Origin of the sequence: Pseudomonas sp. FP597, assembly GCF_030687435.1 — a bacterium.
GTDB lineage: Bacteria > Pseudomonadota > Gammaproteobacteria > Pseudomonadales > Pseudomonadaceae > Aquipseudomonas > Aquipseudomonas lactucae.
This window is the reverse complement of the sequence record NZ_CP117432.1, coordinates 5,932,551-5,953,620: the sequence shown is the minus strand read 5'-3', so window position 1 is coordinate 5,953,620 and position 21,070 is coordinate 5,932,551. Positions and strand designations below refer to the sequence as shown.

The window sequence follows — 21,070 nt, the reverse complement described above, 5'->3', positions numbered from 1 at the left end:
TGACCATGCCTGAGTACAAAGCTCCCCTGCGCGACATGCGCTTTCTGATCGACAACGTGTTTGATTTCCACGGCCACTACGCCGCGTTGGGTGCAACCGACGCCAGCCCGGACATGGTCAGCGCGATCCTCGAAGAAGGCGCGAAATTCTGCGAGAACGTGCTATCGCCGCTCAACCGCAGCGGCGATGAAGAAGGCTGCCATTTCGACAACGGCGTGGTCACCACGCCCAAGGGCTTCAAGGAAGCATTCGCCCAGTACGTGGAAGGCGGCTGGCATGGTGTGGCGGCAGACCCGGCCTACGGTGGCCAGGGCTTGCCGCAGTCCCTGGGCCTGGTGCTCAGCGAGATGATCGGCTCCAGCAACACCTCTTGGGGCATGTATCCGGGCCTGACCCACGGCGCGATGTCGGCGATCCACGCCCACGGCACCGTCGAGCAGAAAGACACCTACCTGAACAAGCTCACCGCCGGCGAATGGACCGGCACCATGTGCCTTACCGAAGCCCATTGCGGTACCGACCTGGGCCTGATCAAGACCCGCGCCGTGCCCCAGGCCGATGGCAGCTATGCGGTGACCGGCAGCAAGATCTTCATCTCGGCCGGCGAACACGACATGAGCGCCAACATCATCCATCTGGTGCTGGCCAAATTGCCGGACGCACCGGCGGGCACCAAGGGCATTTCCCTGTTTATCGTGCCCAAGTTCCACGCCGACTCGGGTGAGCGCAACGCGGTGCACTGTGGCGCCATCGAGCACAAGATGGGCATCAAGGCCTCAGCCACCTGTGTGCTGAACTTCGACGGCGCCAAGGGTTTTTTGATTGGCGAGGCCAACAAGGGCCTCAACTGCATGTTCACCATGATGAACCACGCCCGCCTGGGCACCGGCATGCAAGGCCTGTGCAACGGCGAGGCGAGCTTTCAGGGTGCGATCAAATACGCCAACGACCGCCTGCAAATGCGCTCGCTGACCGGCGCCAAGGCCCCGGACAAGGCTGCCGACCCGATCATCGTCCATGCGGACGTGCGCCGCATGCTGCTGACGATGAAGGCCTTCAACGAGGGCAATCGCGCACTCACGTATTTGACCGCGCAGCTGCTTGATACCGCGCACCTGAGCAGCGACGCCGGCCAACGCCAGGAGGCTGAAGACTTGTTGGCGTTCCTCACGCCGATCTGCAAAGCCTTTATGACCGAGACCGGGCTGGAGGTGACCAACCACGGCATGCAGGTCTTCGGCGGCCACGGCTACATCCGCGAGTGGGGCATGGAGCAACTGGCGCGTGATGCGCGTATCGCGCCGATCTATGAAGGCACCAATGGCATCCAGGCCCTCGACCTGCTGGGGCGCAAGGTGCTGGGCAGTCAGGGCAAGTTGTTGCGCGGGTTTACCAAAATCGTGCATAAGTTTTGCGCCGCGAATGCCGAACATGTACAGCTCAAGTCCTATGTGGCGCAGCTCAATCAACTGAACCAGCAGTGGGGCGAACTGACCACCCAGGTCGGCATGGCTGCGATGAAGAATCCGGATGAAGTCGGCGCCGCCGCGGTGGATTACTTGATGTACAGCGGTTACATCATCCTCGCCTACCTGTGGTTGCGCATGGCAATCGCCGCGCAGGACCACGACGATGCCGAATTTGCCAGGGCCAAGCTGGCCACTTGTGAGTTCTATTTCAAACGCCTGCTGCCACGTACCGCCACCCACCGCGCCGCTGTCGAAGCGGGCAGCGAGTGCCTGATGAGTCTGCCTGCGGAGGCGTTTGCGTTGTAGTGACTTAAAAATACCAGCCAGTCACAAGTGGACCCTATGTGTCTGAAAAGTTGTTCGGGTACACTCGGAGCCTGTAAAACAGATCCTATCGAATCACTTTTCACGTTCTCACGAGGTTTGCCATGGCTGATTACAAAGCGCCGCTGCGTGATATGCGCTTCGTCCTCAACGAAGTGTTTGAGGTTGCCAATACGTGGGCCCAATTGCCGGCGTTGGCAGACACCGTTGACGCCGAAACTGTCGAGGCGATCCTCGAAGAAGCCGGCAAGGTCACCGCCAAATCCATCGCCCCGCTCAGCCGCGGCGGCGATGAGCAAGGTTGCCGTTGGGAAGACACGGTCGTGTTTACACCGGACGGTTTTCCACAGGCCTACACAACCTACGCTGAGGGCGGCTGGGTAGGAGTGGGCGGTGACCCGGCCTTCGGTGGCATGGGCATGCCCAAGGCTGTGTCGGCCCAGGTTGAAGAGATGATCAACTCGTCGAGCCTGGCGTTCGGCCTGTACCCGATGCTGACGTCCGGCGCCTGTGTGTCGATCGCAACGCACGCCAGCGAGGAACTCAAGGCCGCCTACCTGCCGAAGATGTACTCCGGTGAGTGGGCCGGCTCCATGTGCCTGACCGAAGCCCATGCCGGCACCGACCTGGGGATGATCCGTACCAAGGCCGAGCCGCAGGCGGACGGTTCCTACACCGTCAGCGGGACCAAGATTTTTATCACCGGTGGCGAACACGACCTCACCGAAAACATCATCCACTTGGTGTTGGCCAAACTGCCGGACGCACCGGCCGGTCCCAAGGGCATCTCGTTGTTCCTGGTGCCCAAATTCATGGTCAACGCCGACGGCAGCCTCGGTGCGCGTAACCCGGTGAGCTGTGGTTCGATCGAACACAAGATGGGCATCCAGGCGTCCGCTACCTGCGTGATGAACTTCGACGAAGCCGTGGGCTACCTGGTGGGCGAGCCGAACCGTGGGTTGGCGGCGATGTTCACCATGATGAACTACGAGCGCCTGGGGGTGGGTATCCAGGGCCTGGCGTCCGGCGAGCGTTCTTACCAGAACGCCATCGAATATGCGCGTGATCGTCTGCAAAGCCGCTCGCCAACGGGCGCTCAGGCGAAAGACAAAGCTGCCGACCCGATCATTGTGCATCCGGACGTGCGTCGCATGCTGTTGACCATGAAAGCCTCGAACGAAGGCGGCCGGGCGTTCTCCACCTACGTGGCGACGCAGCTGGACATCGCCAAGTTCAGCGACGACGCCGCCGCCCGCGAGCGTGCGGACAACCTGGTGGCGTTACTGACCCCGGTGGCCAAGGCGTTCCTGACCGACCTGGGCCTGGAAACCACCGTGCTCGGCCAGCAAGTGTTCGGCGGTCACGGCTACATTCGTGAGTGGGGCCAGGAGCAACTGGTGCGTGATGTGCGCATCACCCAGATCTACGAAGGCACCAACGGCATTCAGGCCCTGGACTTGATGGGACGCAAGATCGTCGGCAGCGGCGGTGCGTTCTATCGCTTGTTTGCCGACGAGATCCGCCAGTTCATCGCCGGCGCGGGCGCCGAGTTGGTCGAGTTCACCAAGCCGCTGAGCGCGGCGGTGGACAACCTGGACGAACTGACCGCCTGGGTGCTGGACCGCGCCAAGGCCAATCCGAATGAAATCGGCGCGGCTTCGGTCGAGTATTTGCATGCGTTTGGTTACATGGCCTATGCCTACATGTGGGCACGCATGGCCAAGGCTGCTTTGGGCAAAGAAGCCGAAGACGACTTCTACGCCAGCAAGCTGGGCACGGCGCGATTCTACTTCGCCCGTCTGTTACCGCGTATTCACTCATTGAATGCGTCGGTAAAAGCCGGTAGCGAATCGCTGTTTTTGCTGGATGAGGCGCTGTTTTAAAGGCTTGGAGGGCGTGTAAGCATTCTCTTACATGACGTACTGCTATTCGTCCTCTATCGCCACATTGGATCCATCGATAATCTACTTCACATGGACGTCGCGCAGGAAGCGCAAAGCAACAACACGGACACGTAGGATTCTGCCAGGACGGCGGAGTGAAATGGATGTCAAGGGAAACAGTCTGCAAAGCCCCGCTTCGGCGGGGTTTTCTTTTGGGCGGCGAAAAAGTCAGGCGGGCGCCGGCGGGGCATTCATCATGTCTTCGAGCAGGGTGCGCAGCAGCGCCATCGTCGCGTGCTGGCGCTGTACGTCACGGCATACCAGCCCCACTTTGAGCGGCACCCGCGGTTCACTCAAGGGTTTCCACAATAGTGACTGGCTGTTGTGCTCATCCTGAGAGCGTCCCGGCAGCACCGTGGCCAGTTTGGTGTGGGGCAGGCTGTCGAGAATCCCCACCATGGTGTTCAGTTCTGCCTGCACTTGCGGTCGTCGCCCAAGGTTGGCGAGTTGGCCTTGCCAGATCTGGCGCACTTGAAACTCTTCTCCCAGCAACAACATCGGCAGCTCGGCCGCCTGTTTCAGCGAAACTTTCTTGAATTCGCGCAGGGGATGGTCTTCGGGGATGACCACCTTCAACTCATCTTCATACAACAACACCCCATGCAGCCCTGGCTGACGTGGCGGCAGATAGCTGATGCCGATGTCCAGCGAACCGTTGAGCAACCGCCGCTCAATCTCAATACCGGTCAATTCGTAGATCTGCACCACCAGGTGCGGCTGAGCCTTGCGCACGCGCTCAAGCATTTGCGGCACCAGGCTGGTGTGCACGGTTTGCAGCACGCCGATGGCCAGGGTGCGCAACGCCTGGCCCCTGAAGTTACGCAGCGCCTCGACGGCCTGTTGCATGCCATCAATCAAGGGCAACGCGTGGTTGTACAAGGTATGGGCCGCAAGAGTCGGCAATAGTCGCTTGCTGCTGCGTTCGAACAGGCTCACATCCAGGTTCTGCTCCAACTGGCGGATCTGTTGCGACAAGGCCGGTTGGGAGATCGACAGACGTTCAGCGGCACGGCCCACATGGCCTTCTTCATACACCGCGACGAAATAACGCAGTTGCTTGAAATCCATAAGTTTTTCTTATCGAAAAAGCTGCAAAATCGAAATGGCCGTCGGCCCACCAGACGCCTAGTCTAGCGCCTATTCGCAGGGCTTACAGGGCCGGATCGGGCAATGAACAGTGTTTGGGTTGATAGCATTTACATAGGCAAGGCAAACAATCCACAGGTGGTGTTCGCACCAGGCTTGGTTGCTATCGGGGTTGATCCGTGAGCCTGTTCAGCCGGCTTCGCCCCACGCCAAGCCTGGATGATCTGGTGATGGACGCAACGGATGATGCGTCCAGTGAACCGCTGATGCCCACCGTGGCCAGGCCGCCTCAAGTCTTTTCGCGTGGCCAGGGTTCCTGGCTGTGGGACAGTGACGACCGTGCTTATCTGGACTTCAGTCAGGGTAATGGCGCGAACAGTCTCGGTCATAGCCCACAGGTATTGATCAGTGCCCTGAACCAGCAGGCACAAGCGCTGATCAACCCCGGCATGGGCCTGCATAACCGCCCCCAACTCAATCTCGTCGAGCGGTTGTGCCACCGTACCGGCAGTGACCAGGCCTATCTGCTTAACAGCGGCGCGGAAGCCTGTGAAGCGGCGATCAAGCTGGCGCGCAAATGGGGCCAACTGCATCGTGGTGGCGCATACCGCATTATCAGCGCCAGCAACGGTTGCCATGGCCGCAGCTTTGCGACGCTGGCGGCGTCGGCGCAAGCCTTGGAAAACCGCTTCGAGCCGCAATTGCCCGGTTTCAGCCACGTGCCGTTCAATGACCTGCCGGCGCTGCACGCAGCCGTCGATGCGCAAACGGTGGCCATCCTGCTCGAACCGCTTCAGGGTGTCGGCGTAATGCCCGCCACCGAGCATTACTTGAAGGGCGTCGAGCGGCTGTGCCGTGAACTGGGCATCCTGCTGATCCTTGACGAAGTGCAAACCGGTCTTGGCCGTTGCGGTACGTTGCTTGCCGAACAGCAATACGGCGTGCGCGCCGACATCATCACCCTCGGTAAAGGCCTGGGCGGCGGCGTGCCCCTGGCGGCACTGTTGGCACGCGGCAACGCATGCTGTTTTGAAGTGGGTGAGTTGGACGGCACCCATCATGGCAACGCGCTGATGGCGTCGGCCGGCGCGGCGGTACTCGACGCGGTGCTGGAACACGGCTTTCTTGAGCATGTGCGCGAGTCCGGTCTGTATCTGGGCGAAGGGCTGGCGCGCCTGGCTCATCGCTACGATCACGGCCAACTGCGTGGCCAGGGCCTGATGTGGGGCCTGACCTTGTCGGATGATTGCGCAGATGCCGTGGTAAAAGCCGCCCTGCACGAAGGCCTGATCCTCACTGCGCCGCAACCCGACTGCCTGCGCTTCACCCCGGCGCTCACCGTGAGCAAAAGCAACATCGACGAAATGCTCCTGCGCCTGGCCCGCGCGTTTTCCCGCGTGCGCACCGCGCAACTGCAATGCCGCAAGGGCATCGCCGTTTAATCTCTTATTCCTGAACCGTCTCGCGGCATACGCGGCGCCTCCAGCCTGATTATTTTGGCTGGGGGCGTTTTTTTGTCTGCTTATTACAGGATGGCGCAATGCCAGAATTCACTGAACCCTCACGAACCCCCAAGGTCGATTAGCTACACGGCTCACACGAGCCGATTTTCTGGAGCTGACCCATGGATTTCATTCGTATCATCATCGCCATTTTGCTGCCGCCACTGGGTGTGTTCCTGCAAGTAGGCTTCGGCGGCGCGTTCTGGCTGAACATTCTGCTGACCTTGTGCGGTTACTTCCCAGGCATCATCCACGCGGTGTACATCATCGCCAAGCGTTGAGGCCCTTAGCCTTTTGCGATGAGCCGTGAGTTGCGCTCATTGCGAAAGGCCAGTTGCTCGATGGTCTGGGTGGCGTGTTCGGCTTCTTCCCGCGCGTTAAGGATGATGCCGTGATGCTCGGACTTGCTGCACACCGGGTCTGCATTGCTCGCATCCCCCGTGAGCATGAAGGCCTGGCATCGGCAGCCGCCGAAGTCCTTTTCCTTTTCATCGCATGAACGGCACGGCTCGGGCATCCAGTCGTAGCCGCGAAAGCGGTTGAAGCCAAACGAGTCGTACCAGATGTGTTGCATGCTGTGGTCGCGCACGTTGGGAAATTGCACCGGCATCTGTCGGGCGCCGTGACAGGGCAGGGCGGTGCCGTCCGGTGTGACTGTCAGAAAAATACTGCCCCAGCCGTTCATGCAGGCTTTAGGGCGCTCCTCGTAATAATCCGGCGTCACGAAGATCAGCTTGCACGGGTGGCCTTCGGCTTCAAGCTTGGCGCGGTATTCGTTGGTGATGCGTTCGGCGCGTACCAGTTGCTCCTGAGTGGGCAATAACCCCACACGGTTGAGCTGCGCCCAGCCGTAGAACTGGCAGGTGGCAAGTTCGACGAAGTCCGCTTCCAGCGCGATGCACAGCTCGATGATGCGGTCGATCTTGTCGATATTGTGCCGATGGGTGACGAAGTTCAGCACCATCGGGTAGCCGTGGGCTTTCACCGCACGGGCCATTTCCAGCTTTTGCGCGAAGGCTTTTTTCGAGCCGGCCAGCAGGTTGTTCACCTGTTCATCGCTGGCCTGGAAGCTGATCTGGATATGGTCCAGACCGGCCTTCTTGAAATCGCTGATTTTCTGCTCGGTCAGGCCGATGCCGGAGGTGATCAGGTTGGTGTAGAACCCCAGCTTGCGCGCCTCGGCGATCAATTCCGCGAGGTCTTGGCGCACCAGCGGCTCACCACCGGAAAAACCCAACTGCGCGGCGCCCATCTCGCGGGCTTCGCGAAAGACCTTGATCCACTGTTCGGTGCTCAGTTCCTTACCCTGCTCGGCGAAGTCCAGCGGGTTGGAACAGTACGGGCACTGCAACGGGCAGCGGTAGGTCAGCTCGGCCAGCAGCCACAGCGGCAGACCAATGGCTGGCTTTTCAGGCAAGGGTGATCCAGTGCTCAGCACGGGCGACCTCCATGAATTGCTCGATGTCGTCACCGAGCTCAGGCACACCAGGAAATTGTTTATCCAGCTCGGCGATGATCGCGGCCACGTCGCGCTCGCCATCGATCAAACCGCCGATCAACGCCGCGCTATCGTTGAGCTTGATCATGCCCTCGGGATAGAGCAGCACATGGCCTTTTTGCGCCGGCTCGTATTGATAGCGGTAGCCCGGGCGCCAGGTCGGTATTTTGCTGCGATCAAAGGTCATAGGGCGATCCCTTTATGCCAGACCCGCTGCTCGGTCACGCTGTGATAGGGCGGGCGTTTGAGTTCATAGGCCATGCTCATGGCGTCGAGCATGCTCCACAGGATGTCCAGCTTGAACTGGAGAATTTCCAGCATGCGCTCCTGGCCTTCACGGGTGGTGTAGTGCTGCAGGGTGATCGCCAGGCCGTGCTCGACATCGCGACGTGCCTGGCCCAGGCGGGTACGGAAATATTCGTAGCCGGTCGGGTCGATCCACGGATAGTGCTGCGGCCAGCTGTCGAGGCGCGACTGATGGATCTGCGGCGCGAACAGTTCGGTCAACGAGCTGCTGGCAGCCTCCTGCCAACTGGCGCGACGGGCGAAGTTGACGTAGGCATCCACCGCAAACCGCACGCCGGGCAGCACCAATTCCTGGGAACGCAGTTGGTCGGGGTCGAGGCCGACCGCCTGGCCCAGGCGCAGCCAGGCTTCGATGCCGCCGTCTTCGCCGGGCGCGCCGTCATGGTCGAGCAGGCGTTGAATCCACTCACGACGAATCTCGCGGTCCGGGCAGTTGGCCAGGATCGCGGCGTCCTTCAGGGGAATGTTCACCTGGTAGTAGAAGCGGTTGGCGACCCAGCCCTGGATCTGTTCGCGGCTGGCGCGGCCTTCATACATCGCCACATGGTAGGGGTGATGGATATGGTAGAAGGCGCCCTTGGCCCGCAAGGCCGCTTCAAACTCGGCGGGCGTCAGCGGTGTGTCAGTCATTTGCGTTGCTCCTACAATTGGATGCTCATGCCGTCGTAAGCCACTTCGACATTGCGCCGTACCAGCTCCGCGCGCTCGGGGGAGTCTTCATCGAGGATAGGGTTGGTGTTGTTGATGTGGATAAGCACCTTGCGCTGCTTGGGTAGCTGCTCAAGCACTTCAAGCATGCCGCCGGGGCCGTTCTGCGCCAGGTGGCCCATTTCGCGCCCGGTGCGGGTGCCTACGCCGCGGCGCTGCATTTCATCGTCGTCCCACATTGTGCCGTCCACCAGCAGGCAATCGCTGCCGGCCATGATCTCCAGCAACGGCGCGTCGACCTTGCCCAACCCCGGTGCATAGAACAATTTGCCGCCGGTGCGCAGGTCTTCGACGATCAGGCCGATGTTGTCGCCCGGGTGAGGATCGAAGCGATGCGGCGAGTAGGGCGGTGCGGCGCTGCGCAGCGGCAGCGGGGTAAAGCGCAGGTTCGGGCAGGCCGGGATGCTGAAGCTGGCATCCAGCTCGATACGGTTCCAGGCCAGGCCGCCGTTCCAGTGGGTGAGCATGGTAAACAGCGGGAAGCCGGTGCTCAGGTCTTCATGGACCATGTCGGTGCACCACACCGGGTGCGGGCAGCCTTCGCGCAGGCTCAACAGGCCGGTGGTGTGGTCGATCTGGCTGTCCATCAGGATGATCGCGCCGATACCGGTATCGCGCAGGGCGCGGCCAGGTTGCATCGGCGCAAACCCTTGCAGTTGCGCGCGAATATCCGGGGAGGCGTTGCACAGCACCCAATTGACGCCATCATCGGAGATCGCGATAGACGACTGGGTCCGCGACTGCGCCCGCAGGCTGCCGTTACGAAAACCTGCGCAGTTCACGCAGTTGCAATTCCACTGTGGGAAACCACCGCCGGCGGCAGAACCTAGAATCTGGACAAACATGATTGCTCCATCACGCAAAGCTCAAAACAAAAACGCCCCGGGCGAACCGAGGCGTTGTATTACCCAGCGGATTAACGGCTGGCGAAGTACATGGTGACTTCGAAGCCGATGCGCAGATCAGTGTAAGCAGGTTTGGACCAAGTCATATTCTTACTCCTACGAAGGGATGGGACGTTTACTACCAAGTAATACATATAGTCCACCTCCAGACGGAGATGTTCAGATGTGTGCGTGGGAATGTTACGCAATTCTGATCAAGTTAGCGCTGTCTTGATGGAAAAAGCCTGTTGCAGGGTTGGCAATGATCAGCCCACCGCCTTCCAGGCCTCGCCGATGGAAGGGCCATTGGCAACGCAGTGCCAGCCGCCTGCCGCGTCGTTCAATTGCCGCGCCGCGTAGTGCAGATCGTCGCGTGTACGGTTCTGGACAAGGTGTTGGAGCTGCTCCAGGTAACCCGACGGATGGCCGGCCAGGTGCGCGTGCCACAACAGTTCGGCGGCTTGGGAGGTGGGAAGCGTCTGGGCTGAAAACTGCTGCGCCAGGGCCAGGTTGCCCGTGTCGTCGCTGTCTTCAATCAGCGTCGGCAAGTCGGCGAGGAACGCTCGCAGGTGATCTACGATCCCCTCCAGCGACACGGTAGGCGATTGCACACCCAACAGCAGGCCGGTTTGTCCGTTGATCTGCCGGATGCCGCTGAACACCGCATAGCCGATTTGCAGCTCTACCCGCAGGCGCTGGTAGAACGGCCCCTGCAGCCGATGAGCGAGCAGGCGCCATGAGGCTTCATCGGCCAGGGTCTGGCTTGGTGTCGGGCAAAACAGCAGCAGGGCCGCTTCGGTGGTGTCGGTTTTGACTTCATGCCACACGCGTTGGGCGCTGGCGGTTGGGGGCACGGTTTGAAGGCGTGTGGGTTGCCCCGGCAGCCGGGCGGCAGCGGTTTTTATCAGTGCTTCACAGGCGGCGGGTAGACCCAGGCCGAGCCCGTGCCAGCGTGCAGAGCTCCATGACGCGGGCGTTGCACGGGGTTCGCAAGGGGCGCCGGTGCAGCATGCCGGTAGCGCCTTGAGCAACTCGCGGATGGCGATCATCGGGGTTGGGGGCGCAGGTGTCTCGCAGGGTTGAGCGAGGCTGTGCGCCAATGCGTCGAGCACGGCAGGCATGGGGGCGTGCAGGCCGACCATCTTGACCCACCCTTCATTACCGGCGGTATCGAATGACAATTCGACGCCAGCCTGGCGAGCGTTTTCACGCAAGGTCTGATGGGCACTTTCCAGCCCGACTGGCGCCAGCGCATCAAATCGCCAGTGTACGTACAGCGCGCCTTCGTCGCTGTCGTCCGCCAGGGCCTGGCTGAAGGTCAGCGCCGACGCTTCACGCCGGCCGCGTGTGCGGTCCTGAGCAAAGGTGCGCAAGCCACGGTGGGCGCTGGTTTGGCCGCGTATCAGGCCGGCGCGCTCCTCCTCTATCGGTGGGCGCAGGAACGGGTTGTTCGGCGGCAGTTGCCATTGGTGTTCGGCGGGCGGCAGGTGCAGCGAATCGAGCACGGCCTTGAGCGCGGCCACGCCCGCTTCCGAAAGGTCTTCGCTGTCGTTTCGGGCTAATGCCAGGGCGCCCTGGACCTGTTGTTGACGAGCGTTGAGCAGGGCGAATTCTTCGCGCAGTGGCGCCCAGTCGCTGTGTGCGAAAAAGCTCAGCCAGTCGTGCAGCAGCGCCTCGATCTGTGTCGTCGATACGTCGTCGATGTTGAGCGTAACGTCGATATCCAGCAGCGCTTGCCCGGCGAAGTGGTACAGCACCGACGCCTGCACGGCCGTGGCCAGCCCGCGTGCTTTCAGCTCGGCGAGCAGGCCGCCGGATGCCGGGGCATTGAGCCAGGTACACAGAAAATCCAATGCGTCACGCGGCGCGTCGCAGGCGATGACGTGATGCAGATACTGATCGGCGCAGTGTTGATAGCGGTGCACCTGGCCCTGCATCAATGCAGGTGGAGCAGCCTGAGGATGCAAAGGCCCGGCGGTCAGTTGCTCGCTGAACCGCCGCGCCAGGGCTTCGAGCTCTACCCGTGATTGCGGGCCGGCAAGGCTCAAGGTCATTTGCCCGCTCTGATAGAAGTGCGCGTGGAATTCCTGCAGCGCTTGCTGAAAGGCCTCACGCTCCACCGGCAGACTGTCGCGGTTGCCCGCATGAAAGCCGCGCAGCGGATGATCCGCCGCCAAGCCTTCCAGCAGCGCCACCTGCTGCTGCGCCTTGGCATCCTGGGACCAGGCGACAAATTCCGCGTGCAGCACCTCACGCTCGCGCAGTTGATCGTCCATCGCCAAACGCGGATGAGTCAGCATGTCCGCCAATCGATCCAGGCCATCGGCGAAAGTCGGCACGGGCAGTTCAAAAAAGAAGTCCGTAGTGCGCTCGCGGGTACTGGCGTTCACCTGGCCGCCATGGCGCTGCACGTAAGCCATCAACCCTTCGGCCGTAGGAAAACGCTTTGTGCCGAGAAATAATAGATGCTCAAGAAAATGCGCCAGCCCAGGCCAGGCCAATGGCACGTCGTGGCTACCGGCCGCCACCCTTAACGCTGCCGCGCAACGCTTCAAGCGCGGCGCGTGACGCAGGGAAACCCGCAGACCATTGGGCAGGGTCAGATGCAAGGAGTGAGGGTAGACCGGCGCAGACATGGGCACTTCCAAAACGTAGGAAGTGGCTATGCTAACAAACCGCTGGTAAACCCGCTGGCTCAGGGCTTGTTCAGCGCTCCGTACAGCTCGGGACGGCGGTCTTGCAGGTAGTCGTTGGCGGTGCGGGCGTCGAGGATTGCTTGGCGCTCCAGCGTGCCGACAATCAAGGCTTCATCCAGGCCGGCCAAGGCGATTTGCTGGCCATTCGGCGCGGCGATACTGCTTTGCCCACAGTACTGAATCTCACCTTCGTGTCCGCAATAATTGGCGTAGGCCACGTAGCACTGGTTTTCAAAGGCCCGCGCCCGCACGGTGACGTCGGCGACAAAGTCGAACGGCACCATATTGGCGGTGGGCACCAGGATCAGTTCGGCGCCGGCCAGGGCCAGGCGCCGGGTGTTTTCCGGGAACTCCAGGTCGTAGCAGATCAGGAACCCCAGCTTCCAGCCATTGAGTGCCACCAGCGGGGCGTCATCGTCGCCGGCGCTGAACATCGTATGATCCAGGTCGCCGAACAGATGGGTCTTGCGGTAATTGCACAAGCGCTGGCCGTGGGCGTCGATCAACTGTATGGCGTTGTAGATCTGCCCATCGCCGGCGCGCTCCGGGTAGCCGTAGAGAATGGCCAGCCCGGCGTTTTGCGCGATTTCGGCAATGGCTTGCGCAGACTCCCCATCCTGCGCCTCGGCCAAGGCGCCGACCGCCTCGGCACCGATGTTGTAGCCGGTGAGGAACATTTCCGGCAGCACCAGGACATCGGCGTCGGTGGCCTCATGCGCCAATTGGTGCAGACGCTTGAGATTAGCGGCCACATCCAGCGGTAGCGGCGGGCATTGATACAGGGCGACACGCATGGCTTGGCTCCTTACTCGGGCAGGCTGATCGGCCCGATTTCATCGAATACGTCACCTGGGCCTGGGTTCTCGGCGTGAGTGCTGCCGCCGAAGTGAGTCATGATGCCCCATACGGCGTTCAGCGAAGTCTGTACTGCGCCTTCGACCCAGGCGGGCGTCCATGAAACATCGTCCCCGGCGATAAAAATCCCACGTTGTTCGGCGGGCATGTCCTTCTGCATGAAGTGCGCATACATCCGCTGGTTGTAGCGATAGTGGCCGGGCAGGGCACCTTTGAACGCGCCGAGGAAGTGCGGGTCGGCCTCCCAGGACACGGTGATCGGGTCACCGATGATGCGCGCCTTGATATCGACTTTCGGATAGATCTTCTTCAAGGCGTCGAGCGCCAGTTTCACGCGTTTATCGATAGGCTGCGGCAGCATTTTCAGTGCGTCGCTCATCCACGAATACGACAGGCAGATCACCCCCGGCTTGTCGTCACCGTTGTCGAACAGGTAAGTGCCGCGGGTCAGGCGGTCGGTGAGCGTCATGCTCATCAGGTCGCGGCCGGTTTCCGGGTCTTTGTCTTTCCAGAACGGGCGGTCGACCATCACGAAGGTTTTCGACGATTGCATGTAGCGTGTACGGTCCAGGGCCATCCACATCTTTTGCGAGAACAGGCTTTCGTCGCACTCGATCTGGGTGGTCAGCAGCCAGCTCTGGCAGGTGGTCAGTACGGCTGCGTATTCGCGGGTGTCGCCATAGTTGTCGGTCACCGCGAAACGGCCATCCGCCGCGTGGGCAATACGCTTGACCCCCGCGCGAGGCGCGCCGCTGTGCAGCGAGCTGAGGCTGGTGCCGGCCGGCCAGTGGGCGCAGCGCTCCGGTACATGGCGCCAGATGCCCATGGGTACTTGCGCCACGCCGCCGACCACCAGGTGTTGGTGGTCGTCGCAGTTGGTCATCACCACGCGAAAGATTTCCAGCATCGAGTTGGGAAAGTCGGAGTCCCAGCCACCAGTGCCGAAACCGACCTGGCCGAACACTTCACGGTGATGGAACGACAACTTTGCAAAGGCCTTGGAGGTGGCGACGAAGTCGTAGAAGGTGCGGTCGTCCCACAGCGGCACCAGCTTGTTCCAGAGTGCTTTCAGGCGCGGCACATCGCGGTCGCGGATGGCTTGCTGGATATCGCCGAACTGCGAGCCGGCTTCCAGGGCATCGGCCCAGGCGTCAGCCACTTCCTGGAACAGTGCAGGCAAGTCGGAGAGCTTTTGTGCGTAATGGGTTTCGCCTTCGAGGTCGATCACGGTGCTGCCGGAGGCCGGAGTGAGCGGGTTGGGAAACGGTTTGGTTTCCAGGCCGAGCTTGTCGACGTAGTGGTAAAACGCGGTGGACGACACCGGGAAACGCATGCCACCCAACTCGGCGATGATGCCTTCGGCGCCTTCGAAGGCCTGGGAGCGCAGACGGCCGCCCATTTTCGAGGCTTCGTACACCACAGGTTTGAGTCCCAGTTTCATCAGCTCATAGGCGGCCACCAGCCCGGCGATCCCCGCGCCGACAATCGCCACTTCCGCGCCATGGTGCTCGGCGGGAATGCTGCCGAGGCCGGCGGGGTGCTCGATCCAGTCATCGAAGGCGAACGGAAAATCCGGGCCGAAGATGGTGATGGGTTTTTTACCGTCTGCAGGGTGGCGATGGGGCTTGCTGAGTGTACTGGACGGAATGCTCATGGCTGACCTTACTGGCGACTCGACGGGGCGACCCGTTGAGTATAGGAAAAGATGGCAGCCAGTTTAGGGAGCGTTGCGTCCGTTAATAAGACGCAAACTGTCGTCGTAATGAACTGTTTTTAGTCAAAGTGACGAGATTGGCGGTCAGATTGGTTGGCCACGATCCAATTTATTGCTGAGGATGATCGAGGTGGTGGTTTTCTCCACGCCGTCGACGCTGCCGATCTGGTCCAGCAACTGATCAAGCTGCTCCGGCGAATCGGTGCGCAGCCAGGCCACATAATCGAATTCGCCGCTCACCGCGCATAACTGCTGCACCTGGGCCATGGCGCTGAGCCTGCGCAGCACTTCCTTGCCCGAACGCGCCTGGACGGTAATCCCGACATACGCCTGTAGCCCGCCATCCACCACGCGTTGCCCGAGGCGCACGCCATAACCGGTGATCACCTGGGTTTTCTCCAGGCGCGCCAGACGCGACGTCACCGTGGTGCGCGCAATGCCCAACTGTCGGGCAAGCATGGCTACGCTTTCGCGGGCGTTGATCTGCAGCGCGGCGATCAACTGACGATCAATTTCATCCAGGACAGGCAAGGGAGGCTCCGTGACGGGCGGCAATGGGCGGGCATGTTACAGGCTTGTATCGGGCAGCAGGTAATGGCTGAAGAGTCATCGCACTCAGCCATAGTCTCAACGCAAACCTCTGTCCGAAAATAGATTCGCTTACACCGACAAACGAGCGGCGATCATGAGCTTGATACAGTCTGCACGGCTAGATGGTCATGAGTGGCAAACTGGTTTGCAGCGCGGGATTCAGCAAATCAATGGAGGGGGTAGCATGGTGGATAAAAAACAGATTGAAGTGGTCAGTCAGAACGTTGAAGCGTCAATTTGGCAGGCTGCTAAATGGCTGAATAAACCGAGACGTTGCCAACGCTTTGCTGACAACTCTTTAGAAGTGTTTACTGATTTCCAAACCGATTTTTGGCGTGAAACTCATTATGGGTTCACTCGAGACAGCGGACATTTCCTGGGGATTGCGACCACTGGAGGCTTTACCGCTCAAGTCAGAGTTAACGCTGATTTTCGCGAGCTCTATGACCAAGCGGGAGTTATGGTCAGGCTCAATGAAGAGACCTGGCTCAAAGCAGGGATAGAATATAACGATGGAATGCCAATGATCAGTAGCGTGCTGACACAAGGTACGTCGGATTGGGCGCCCAGTTGCTTTTCTGGCGACCCAACCGATTTTTGGCTTCGTGTGACCGTTTCCGATGGAGTGCTGCGCTTGCAATACTCCACAGACGGCATGACTTGGCCATTGCTCAGGCTTGCTGCATTTCCAGACGCACAACGCTATAGGGTTGGCCCTATGTGCTGCACACCGAACCGGCAAGGGTTGAGGGTAAAGTTTTCTGAGTGGTCTTTGAGCCAGCCTCTCGGGCGAGACCTGCATGATTTGAGCTAGCCAACATGCCGACCAGGTCAGTCACGCAGATGACTTGGTCGCACGGTTACGTCCGAGCGGTGTTAGGCAGTTAGTATTCTGTTGAGCCCCCACCGGGGTCCGGTGGGGGCACGAAATCACCAATGATGGATTACATTGGCAATGGTGAACAATCCGGCCAAGGTCGCTACGGACGTGCTGATGATCTGCATCAGAGGAATGTAGGGCTTAGCTTCGATGGCTAGGTAAAGAGCGAGGAATTGCAGGTATTCAAACATGTTCAGTTGTTCCAGTTTGTGTAGGAACAACTCATTTACAGTTTTAAAAAACTGGGTTTGGCGAGGCGTCCGACATGACGGCGCTTGCGGCCAGTTCCATTTCATTTCGCGATGAATCGCTAGCCCGACTTCTTGCTCACGTTGTTTTAGGACGTGTCGGCAACCCGCAATCAAAGTATTGCCGATCATGGGTGACTTTCCGCGCATTGGGCAGCAGAGAACGATCTCGTGACATTTTCGTGGAGCATTCCTGGCGTAAATCTAAGGGTCTTCCAAGATTTCAATCGACGTTGATCAAACCCTTTGCGTCGCATTGAGCACGCGTGCCGACAGGCGAGAACTGTTCGGCCAAACCGTAGCTCCGTTTATCTTGAATTTAAGTCCTGGGCACATAGCGGAGGTCGTTTCGTTGAATTACCTGGGTCGGATTTTTGAGAGAAGGAAGGAAGAGGATGAGTTAAAAAACAGGCTGTTCAAAAATGAAATTGGACGAATTGTGGACGGAAGGCGGTTTTTGGCAGTTTTGAGGGCGGTGAGTTTCCAAACCGCAGAAACGCGAAAGCCGCGCAATGCGCGGCTTTGGAGTTGGTGGGCCCACACGGACTTGAACCGTGGACCAAAGGATTATGAGTCCTCTGCTCTGACCAACTGAGCTATAGGCCCTTAACAGGTCGCGGATTATAGCGATGGTTTCTCTACTGTGCTATCCGAAAAATCCTCAATGCGTCTACGAAGAAAGGAAGCTGCAAAAAGCTCGGGTGGCAGGGGCAGGCTGACGATGTAGCCTTGCATTTGCTCGCACCCTTCTGCGGCCAGGAAAGCTTGTTGCGCGGTGTTTTCCACGCCTTCGGCGATGATGGTGAATTGCATGCTGTGGCCCAGGGCGATGATGGCGCGCACGATGGCGGCGTCGTGGGGGTCATCGGGCAGGCCGCGGACGAAGGATTGGTCGATCTTCAGGAAATCCAGCGGCAGGCGTTTGAGGTAGCTGAGGGACGAGTAGCCAGTACCGAAGTCATCGATTGCCAGTTGCACCCCCAGGTGTTTGAGCTGGTGCAGCACTTCCAGGGCTTCTTCGGCCTGGCTCATGATGAAGTTTTCGGTGATCTCCAGTTGCAGGCAGCCGGGGGCCAGGTGGTAGTCGCGCAACAGCTGCTCAATGCGAGTCAGCAGATTGGGATGGCGCAGTTGCGCCCCGGCAAGGTTGACCGATAGCGAGCCGAAGTCGTGGTACGTGCCTTGCCAGGCGTGCAGTTGTCGACAGGCCTGCTCCAGGACCCAGTCGCCAATCTGCAGGATCATGCCGTTCTCTTCGGCCAGGGCGATGAAGTGTTCAGGCGGTACGTCGCCAAAAGTCGGGTGATGCCAGCGGATCAAGGCTTCGGCGCCAATCAGTGCCTGGGTCTTGAGGCTTCGTTTGGGTTGGTAGTAGAGGCTCAACTCGTCACGCTCGATGGCGCGACGCAGTTCGTGCTCCAGGGCGACGCGCTCCTTGGCCTGGGCGGTGAGATCACGGGTGTAGTGTTCGACCCGGTTACGGCCCTTGGCCTTGGAACGGTACATCGCGGCATCGGCATTTTTGACCAGCGTGGCGACGTCGGTGCCGTCCTGCGGGTACAGGCTGGTGCCGATGCTGGCGCTGATAAAGAACTCGTGTTCACCGGCCTGGAACGGCAGGGTGAAGCAGGCCAGCAGTTTATTTGCCAGGTACGCGGCATCATTGGCGTGTTGCAGGCCGGGCAGCAGGATGATGAATTCGTCGCCGCCCAGGCGGGCGACGGTGTCGATGTCACGCAGTTGTTCCTTGAGGCGCACGGCGATGTCTTTGAGCAGCAGGTCGCCGACAGGGTGGCCGAGGCTGTCATTGATGTGCTTGAAGCGGTCCAGGTCAAGAAACAGCACCGCGCCCTGTTTACCGGTTTCCTGATGACCGTTGAGGGCGGCCTGCAGCCGGTTCTCAAACAGCGTGCGGTTGGGCAGGCCGGTCAGCGGATCGTGGTGTGCCTGATAGTCGAGGCGCGCCTGGGCCAACTTGAGGCTGGAGATGTCGGCAAACACGGCGACAAAGTGCGTGATCAATTGATCGGGGTTGCGCACGGCGCTGATGGTCAGCCAGCTGGGGTACAGCGCCCCGTTCTTGCGACGGTTGGATATCTCGCCCTGCCAATGACCCTGGGCTGTCAATTGGTGCCACATCGCTGCGTAGAACGCGCTGTCGTGCAGGCCGGAGGCGAGCAGGCGCGGGGTTTGGCCGAGGGCCTCGGCTTCGCTGTAACCGGTGATCTCGCTGAAGGCGCGGTTGACGGCGCTGATGTTTTGCCGGGTATCGGTGATCAACACGCCTTCGGCGGTGCTCTCGAAGACGGTGGCGGCCTGTTGCAGTTTTTCCTGCATCAGCTGACGTTCGGTGATATCGCGGGCAATGGTCAGCATGCAGTCGTCATCGCCGATGGGCAACGGTCGACTGGAGACTTCGCAGAGGCGGATCTGCCCGTCGGCGCGACGTATATGGCAAATGAAGTCGCGGACAAACCCGTCACGGTGCATCAGCTCCAGCATGTGTTTACGCTCGTTAAGGTCGACCCAGATACCCAGTTCCAGGGTCGATTGGTCAAGAGAGGTTGCAGCGGCGAAGCCGGTAATGCGGCTGAAACCCTCGTTGACTTCAATCAGCAGGCCATCGTGCTGACGGCTGAGCAGCAGGCCATCGGGTGATGCATGGAAGGCTTTGGCAAACTTCTCTTCGGAGGTCTGCAACTGTTGCTGGGTTTCCTTGAGCTGGGTGATATCGCGTACCACGACCACAATGGCTTCGACCGTATCGAGTTGGAACGGCGCTGCAGAGATGAGCCCGGTAAAGGCTTGACCGTTGCTGCGCAGGAAGGGCATTTCCAGGTTGTGGATACTGGTGTTCTGGACTCGCTTCAGCAATTCAGGGCCGATGCCCGGTATACCCCATATATCCAGCTCCGTGCCTTTGCGACCAATCACCTGGGCGGCCGTTAAGCCAATTTGATCTTCAAAGGCTTTATTGACCTCCAGCAGGCAGCCATCGGACAGCCGAGCAATGACCAGGATGTCCGGACACTGCTGGAACACTGAAGCAAACTTCTGCTCGGAAAGCTGCAAGGCCTCTTCGGTGCGCTTGGCTTCGCTGATATCAATCATGAGGCCGCGCAGTACCGGTTCATGACCGTGTTCGATCAGGCTGACGATGTCACGCACCCACAGGCAGCGGCCATCGGCGGTGATCACCCGGTAATCGACGCTGTGATCGCGGTTGGCGCGGGTTTCGCGATAACAATAGGTTTCGGCGCGGGTCAGGTCGGCGGGGTGAATGATGTTGCGCCAGAAGCCGGGAATCAGCCAGTGGGCGCGTGGATAGCCGAGAAGGTCCTCGGCGTGGGGCGATACGTAGCTGTAAGTGAAGTCGCTGATGCTGGCTTCCCAGGCAATGGCCGACAAGCTCTCCACCAGGCCGCGGTAGTGGTATTCACTGCTACGCAGTTCCTGTTCAAGGGCGACCCGGCGGGAAATTTCCGAGCTGAGCCGGCGATTGATCCGAATCACGATGGCCAATACGGTGCTCAACAACAGCACGGTGGGCAGGCCATACATCAACAGGTCGTTCCAGAAGGTACGGTTATCGGTGGCACTGCCTACCCAATGTTGCTGGATGGCGTCAGTTTCGGTTGGGCTCAGGTCGGCGAGGACTTTGTCCAGGATGCCCACCAGCATCTTGTCGTCCCGTGGGACACCCATCGCCAGCTGATAGCGGTAAGGCGTTTCGCCACTCACGTACAGGCCGTCGAGCTTGAGTTCACGCAGGCTCCAGACACTGGACGCCAGGTCGCTGACCACCGCGTCGACTTCACCGGTTGCCAGGGCTTGCAGCGTCGAGCTGACATTAGGCAGCGCCACCAGATTGAGATCGGGGTGATGGGTGCGCAGCAACTCGTGGGGCGCGTAGTTTTCCACCACGGCAACTTTCAGCCCGTAAAGGTCCTTGAGGTTGCGCGGCCGTGCACCGCCTTCGTGGGCAAGAATCACCATCGGGAAGTCGATATAAGGCCGGGTGAAGGCCAGGTAATGCTGGCGTTCCGGGGTCGACATGATGCTGGGGATAAGGTTGAGCTGATTGTTTCGAGCCATTTCCAGGACCGCGCTCCAACTCGGTGACTCGACCAGCTTTATCCGCACGCCCAGGCGGTCCTGGATCAGGCGCACGTAGTCCGCCGACAAGCCGTGGTAGCGGCCATCTTCATCGCGGTATTCAAAGGGGGGCCATGAGGCATCCACCCCAAGACTCAGCTCCTGATGGTCCGTCAGCCAGCTACGCTCATCATCAGTAAGAGTCAACGCGCCAGCCGTTGCGGTCCAGGTCAGCAGCGACAGCAGTATCACGGTCGGCAATCTGGGCATA

At 60.2% G+C, this 21,070-nt stretch carries 17 protein-coding genes and 1 tRNA gene; 5 read left to right on the top strand and 13 right to left on the bottom strand.

Going from position 1 to position 21,070, the window contains the following annotated elements; translation table 11 throughout:
* Nucleotides 1-5: 5 nt before the first annotated feature.
* Both PSH66_RS27335 and PSH66_RS27330 read left to right on the top strand, forming a co-directional pair.
* A complete protein-coding gene (locus PSH66_RS27335; protein WP_003176507.1) occupies nucleotides 6-1,775 on the top strand; it encodes an acyl-CoA dehydrogenase C-terminal domain-containing protein in 1,770 nt (589 codons plus the stop codon).
* Nucleotides 1,776-1,897: 122 nt separating this feature from the next.
* Nucleotides 1,898-3,676, top strand: a complete 1,779-nt coding sequence (locus tag PSH66_RS27330; protein ID WP_003176506.1) for an acyl-CoA dehydrogenase C-terminal domain-containing protein — start codon at nucleotides 1,898-1,900, stop codon at nucleotides 3,674-3,676.
* Nucleotides 3,677-3,904: 228 nt separating this feature from the next.
* Here PSH66_RS27330 and PSH66_RS27325 read toward each other — a convergent pair whose 3' ends face one another.
* Complete coding sequence (locus PSH66_RS27325; RefSeq protein WP_305427990.1) at nucleotides 3,905-4,804, bottom strand: LysR family transcriptional regulator; 900 nt, start codon at nucleotides 4,802-4,804, stop codon at nucleotides 3,905-3,907.
* Nucleotides 4,805-5,052: 248 nt separating this feature from the next.
* Between PSH66_RS27325 and PSH66_RS27320 the strand changes: the two genes are divergently transcribed.
* Both PSH66_RS27320 and PSH66_RS27315 read left to right on the top strand, forming a co-directional pair.
* A complete protein-coding gene (locus tag PSH66_RS27320; RefSeq protein WP_370694865.1) occupies nucleotides 5,053-6,264 on the top strand; it encodes an aspartate aminotransferase family protein in 1,212 nt (403 codons plus the stop codon).
* 182 nt (nucleotides 6,265-6,446) lie between these two features.
* Entirely contained in the window at nucleotides 6,447-6,605 is a 159-nt protein-coding gene (locus tag PSH66_RS27315) for a YqaE/Pmp3 family membrane protein (RefSeq protein ID WP_003176503.1), read from the top strand.
* Between the two features lie 5 nt (nucleotides 6,606-6,610).
* On the opposite strand, the gene pqqE is transcribed toward PSH66_RS27315, so the two are convergent.
* The 9 genes from pqqE to PSH66_RS27270 form a co-directional block, all read right to left on the bottom strand.
* Nucleotides 6,611-7,741: a pyrroloquinoline quinone biosynthesis protein PqqE gene (pqqE, locus tag PSH66_RS27310; RefSeq protein WP_050784894.1), complete on the bottom strand. Its 1,131-nt coding sequence runs from the start codon at nucleotides 7,739-7,741 to the stop codon at nucleotides 6,611-6,613.
* On the bottom strand, nucleotides 7,734-8,009 hold the full coding sequence (gene pqqD, locus PSH66_RS27305; protein ID WP_003176501.1) for a pyrroloquinoline quinone biosynthesis peptide chaperone PqqD: 276 nt from the start codon (nucleotides 8,007-8,009) through the stop codon (nucleotides 7,734-7,736). The genes pqqE and pqqD overlap by 8 nt, the downstream gene beginning before the upstream one ends.
* A complete protein-coding gene (gene pqqC / locus PSH66_RS27300) occupies nucleotides 8,006-8,758 on the bottom strand; it encodes a pyrroloquinoline-quinone synthase PqqC (RefSeq protein ID WP_003176500.1) in 753 nt (250 codons plus the stop codon). The genes pqqD and pqqC overlap by 4 nt, the downstream gene beginning before the upstream one ends.
* Before the next feature lie 11 nt (nucleotides 8,759-8,769).
* Nucleotides 8,770-9,681: a pyrroloquinoline quinone biosynthesis protein PqqB gene (pqqB, locus tag PSH66_RS27295; protein WP_305427989.1), complete on the bottom strand. Its 912-nt coding sequence runs from the start codon at nucleotides 9,679-9,681 to the stop codon at nucleotides 8,770-8,772.
* Between the two features lie 71 nt (nucleotides 9,682-9,752).
* A complete protein-coding gene (gene pqqA, locus PSH66_RS27290) occupies nucleotides 9,753-9,827 on the bottom strand; it encodes a pyrroloquinoline quinone precursor peptide PqqA (RefSeq protein ID WP_003194766.1) in 75 nt (24 codons plus the stop codon).
* A gap of 159 nt (nucleotides 9,828-9,986) precedes the next feature.
* The gene (pqqF, locus tag PSH66_RS27285; protein WP_305427988.1) at nucleotides 9,987-12,356 is read right to left on the bottom strand and encodes a pyrroloquinoline quinone biosynthesis protein PqqF; all 2,370 of its coding nucleotides are present in this window, start codon (nucleotides 12,354-12,356) and stop codon (nucleotides 9,987-9,989) included.
* Nucleotides 12,357-12,415: 59 nt separating this feature from the next.
* On the bottom strand, nucleotides 12,416-13,210 hold the full coding sequence (locus tag PSH66_RS27280; RefSeq protein ID WP_003176496.1) for a carbon-nitrogen hydrolase family protein: 795 nt from the start codon (nucleotides 13,208-13,210) through the stop codon (nucleotides 12,416-12,418).
* A gap of 11 nt (nucleotides 13,211-13,221) precedes the next feature.
* A complete protein-coding gene (locus PSH66_RS27275; protein WP_141062959.1) occupies nucleotides 13,222-14,925 on the bottom strand; it encodes an NAD(P)/FAD-dependent oxidoreductase in 1,704 nt (567 codons plus the stop codon).
* A 144-nt stretch (nucleotides 14,926-15,069) separates the two neighbouring features.
* Complete coding sequence (locus tag PSH66_RS27270) at nucleotides 15,070-15,516, bottom strand: Lrp/AsnC family transcriptional regulator (RefSeq protein WP_078734923.1); 447 nt, start codon at nucleotides 15,514-15,516, stop codon at nucleotides 15,070-15,072.
* Nucleotides 15,517-15,811: 295 nt separating this feature from the next.
* Here PSH66_RS27270 and PSH66_RS27265 point away from each other — a divergent pair, with 295 nt between their 5' ends.
* On the top strand, nucleotides 15,812-16,390 hold the full coding sequence (locus tag PSH66_RS27265; RefSeq protein ID WP_370694864.1) for a DUF1349 domain-containing protein: 579 nt from the start codon (nucleotides 15,812-15,814) through the stop codon (nucleotides 16,388-16,390).
* A gap of 116 nt (nucleotides 16,391-16,506) precedes the next feature.
* Here PSH66_RS27265 and PSH66_RS27260 read toward each other — a convergent pair whose 3' ends face one another.
* The 3 genes from PSH66_RS27260 to PSH66_RS27250 form a co-directional block, all read right to left on the bottom strand.
* Nucleotides 16,507-16,836, bottom strand: a complete 330-nt coding sequence (locus PSH66_RS27260; RefSeq protein ID WP_305427987.1) for a hypothetical protein — start codon at nucleotides 16,834-16,836, stop codon at nucleotides 16,507-16,509.
* A gap of 397 nt (nucleotides 16,837-17,233) precedes the next feature.
* Nucleotides 17,234-17,310: transfer RNA gene (locus PSH66_RS27255), tRNA-Ile, on the bottom strand.
* Between the two features lie 15 nt (nucleotides 17,311-17,325).
* Complete coding sequence (locus tag PSH66_RS27250) at nucleotides 17,326-21,069, bottom strand: EAL domain-containing protein (RefSeq protein ID WP_003176493.1); 3,744 nt, start codon at nucleotides 21,067-21,069, stop codon at nucleotides 17,326-17,328.
* Nucleotide 21,070 lies beyond the last annotated feature (1 nt).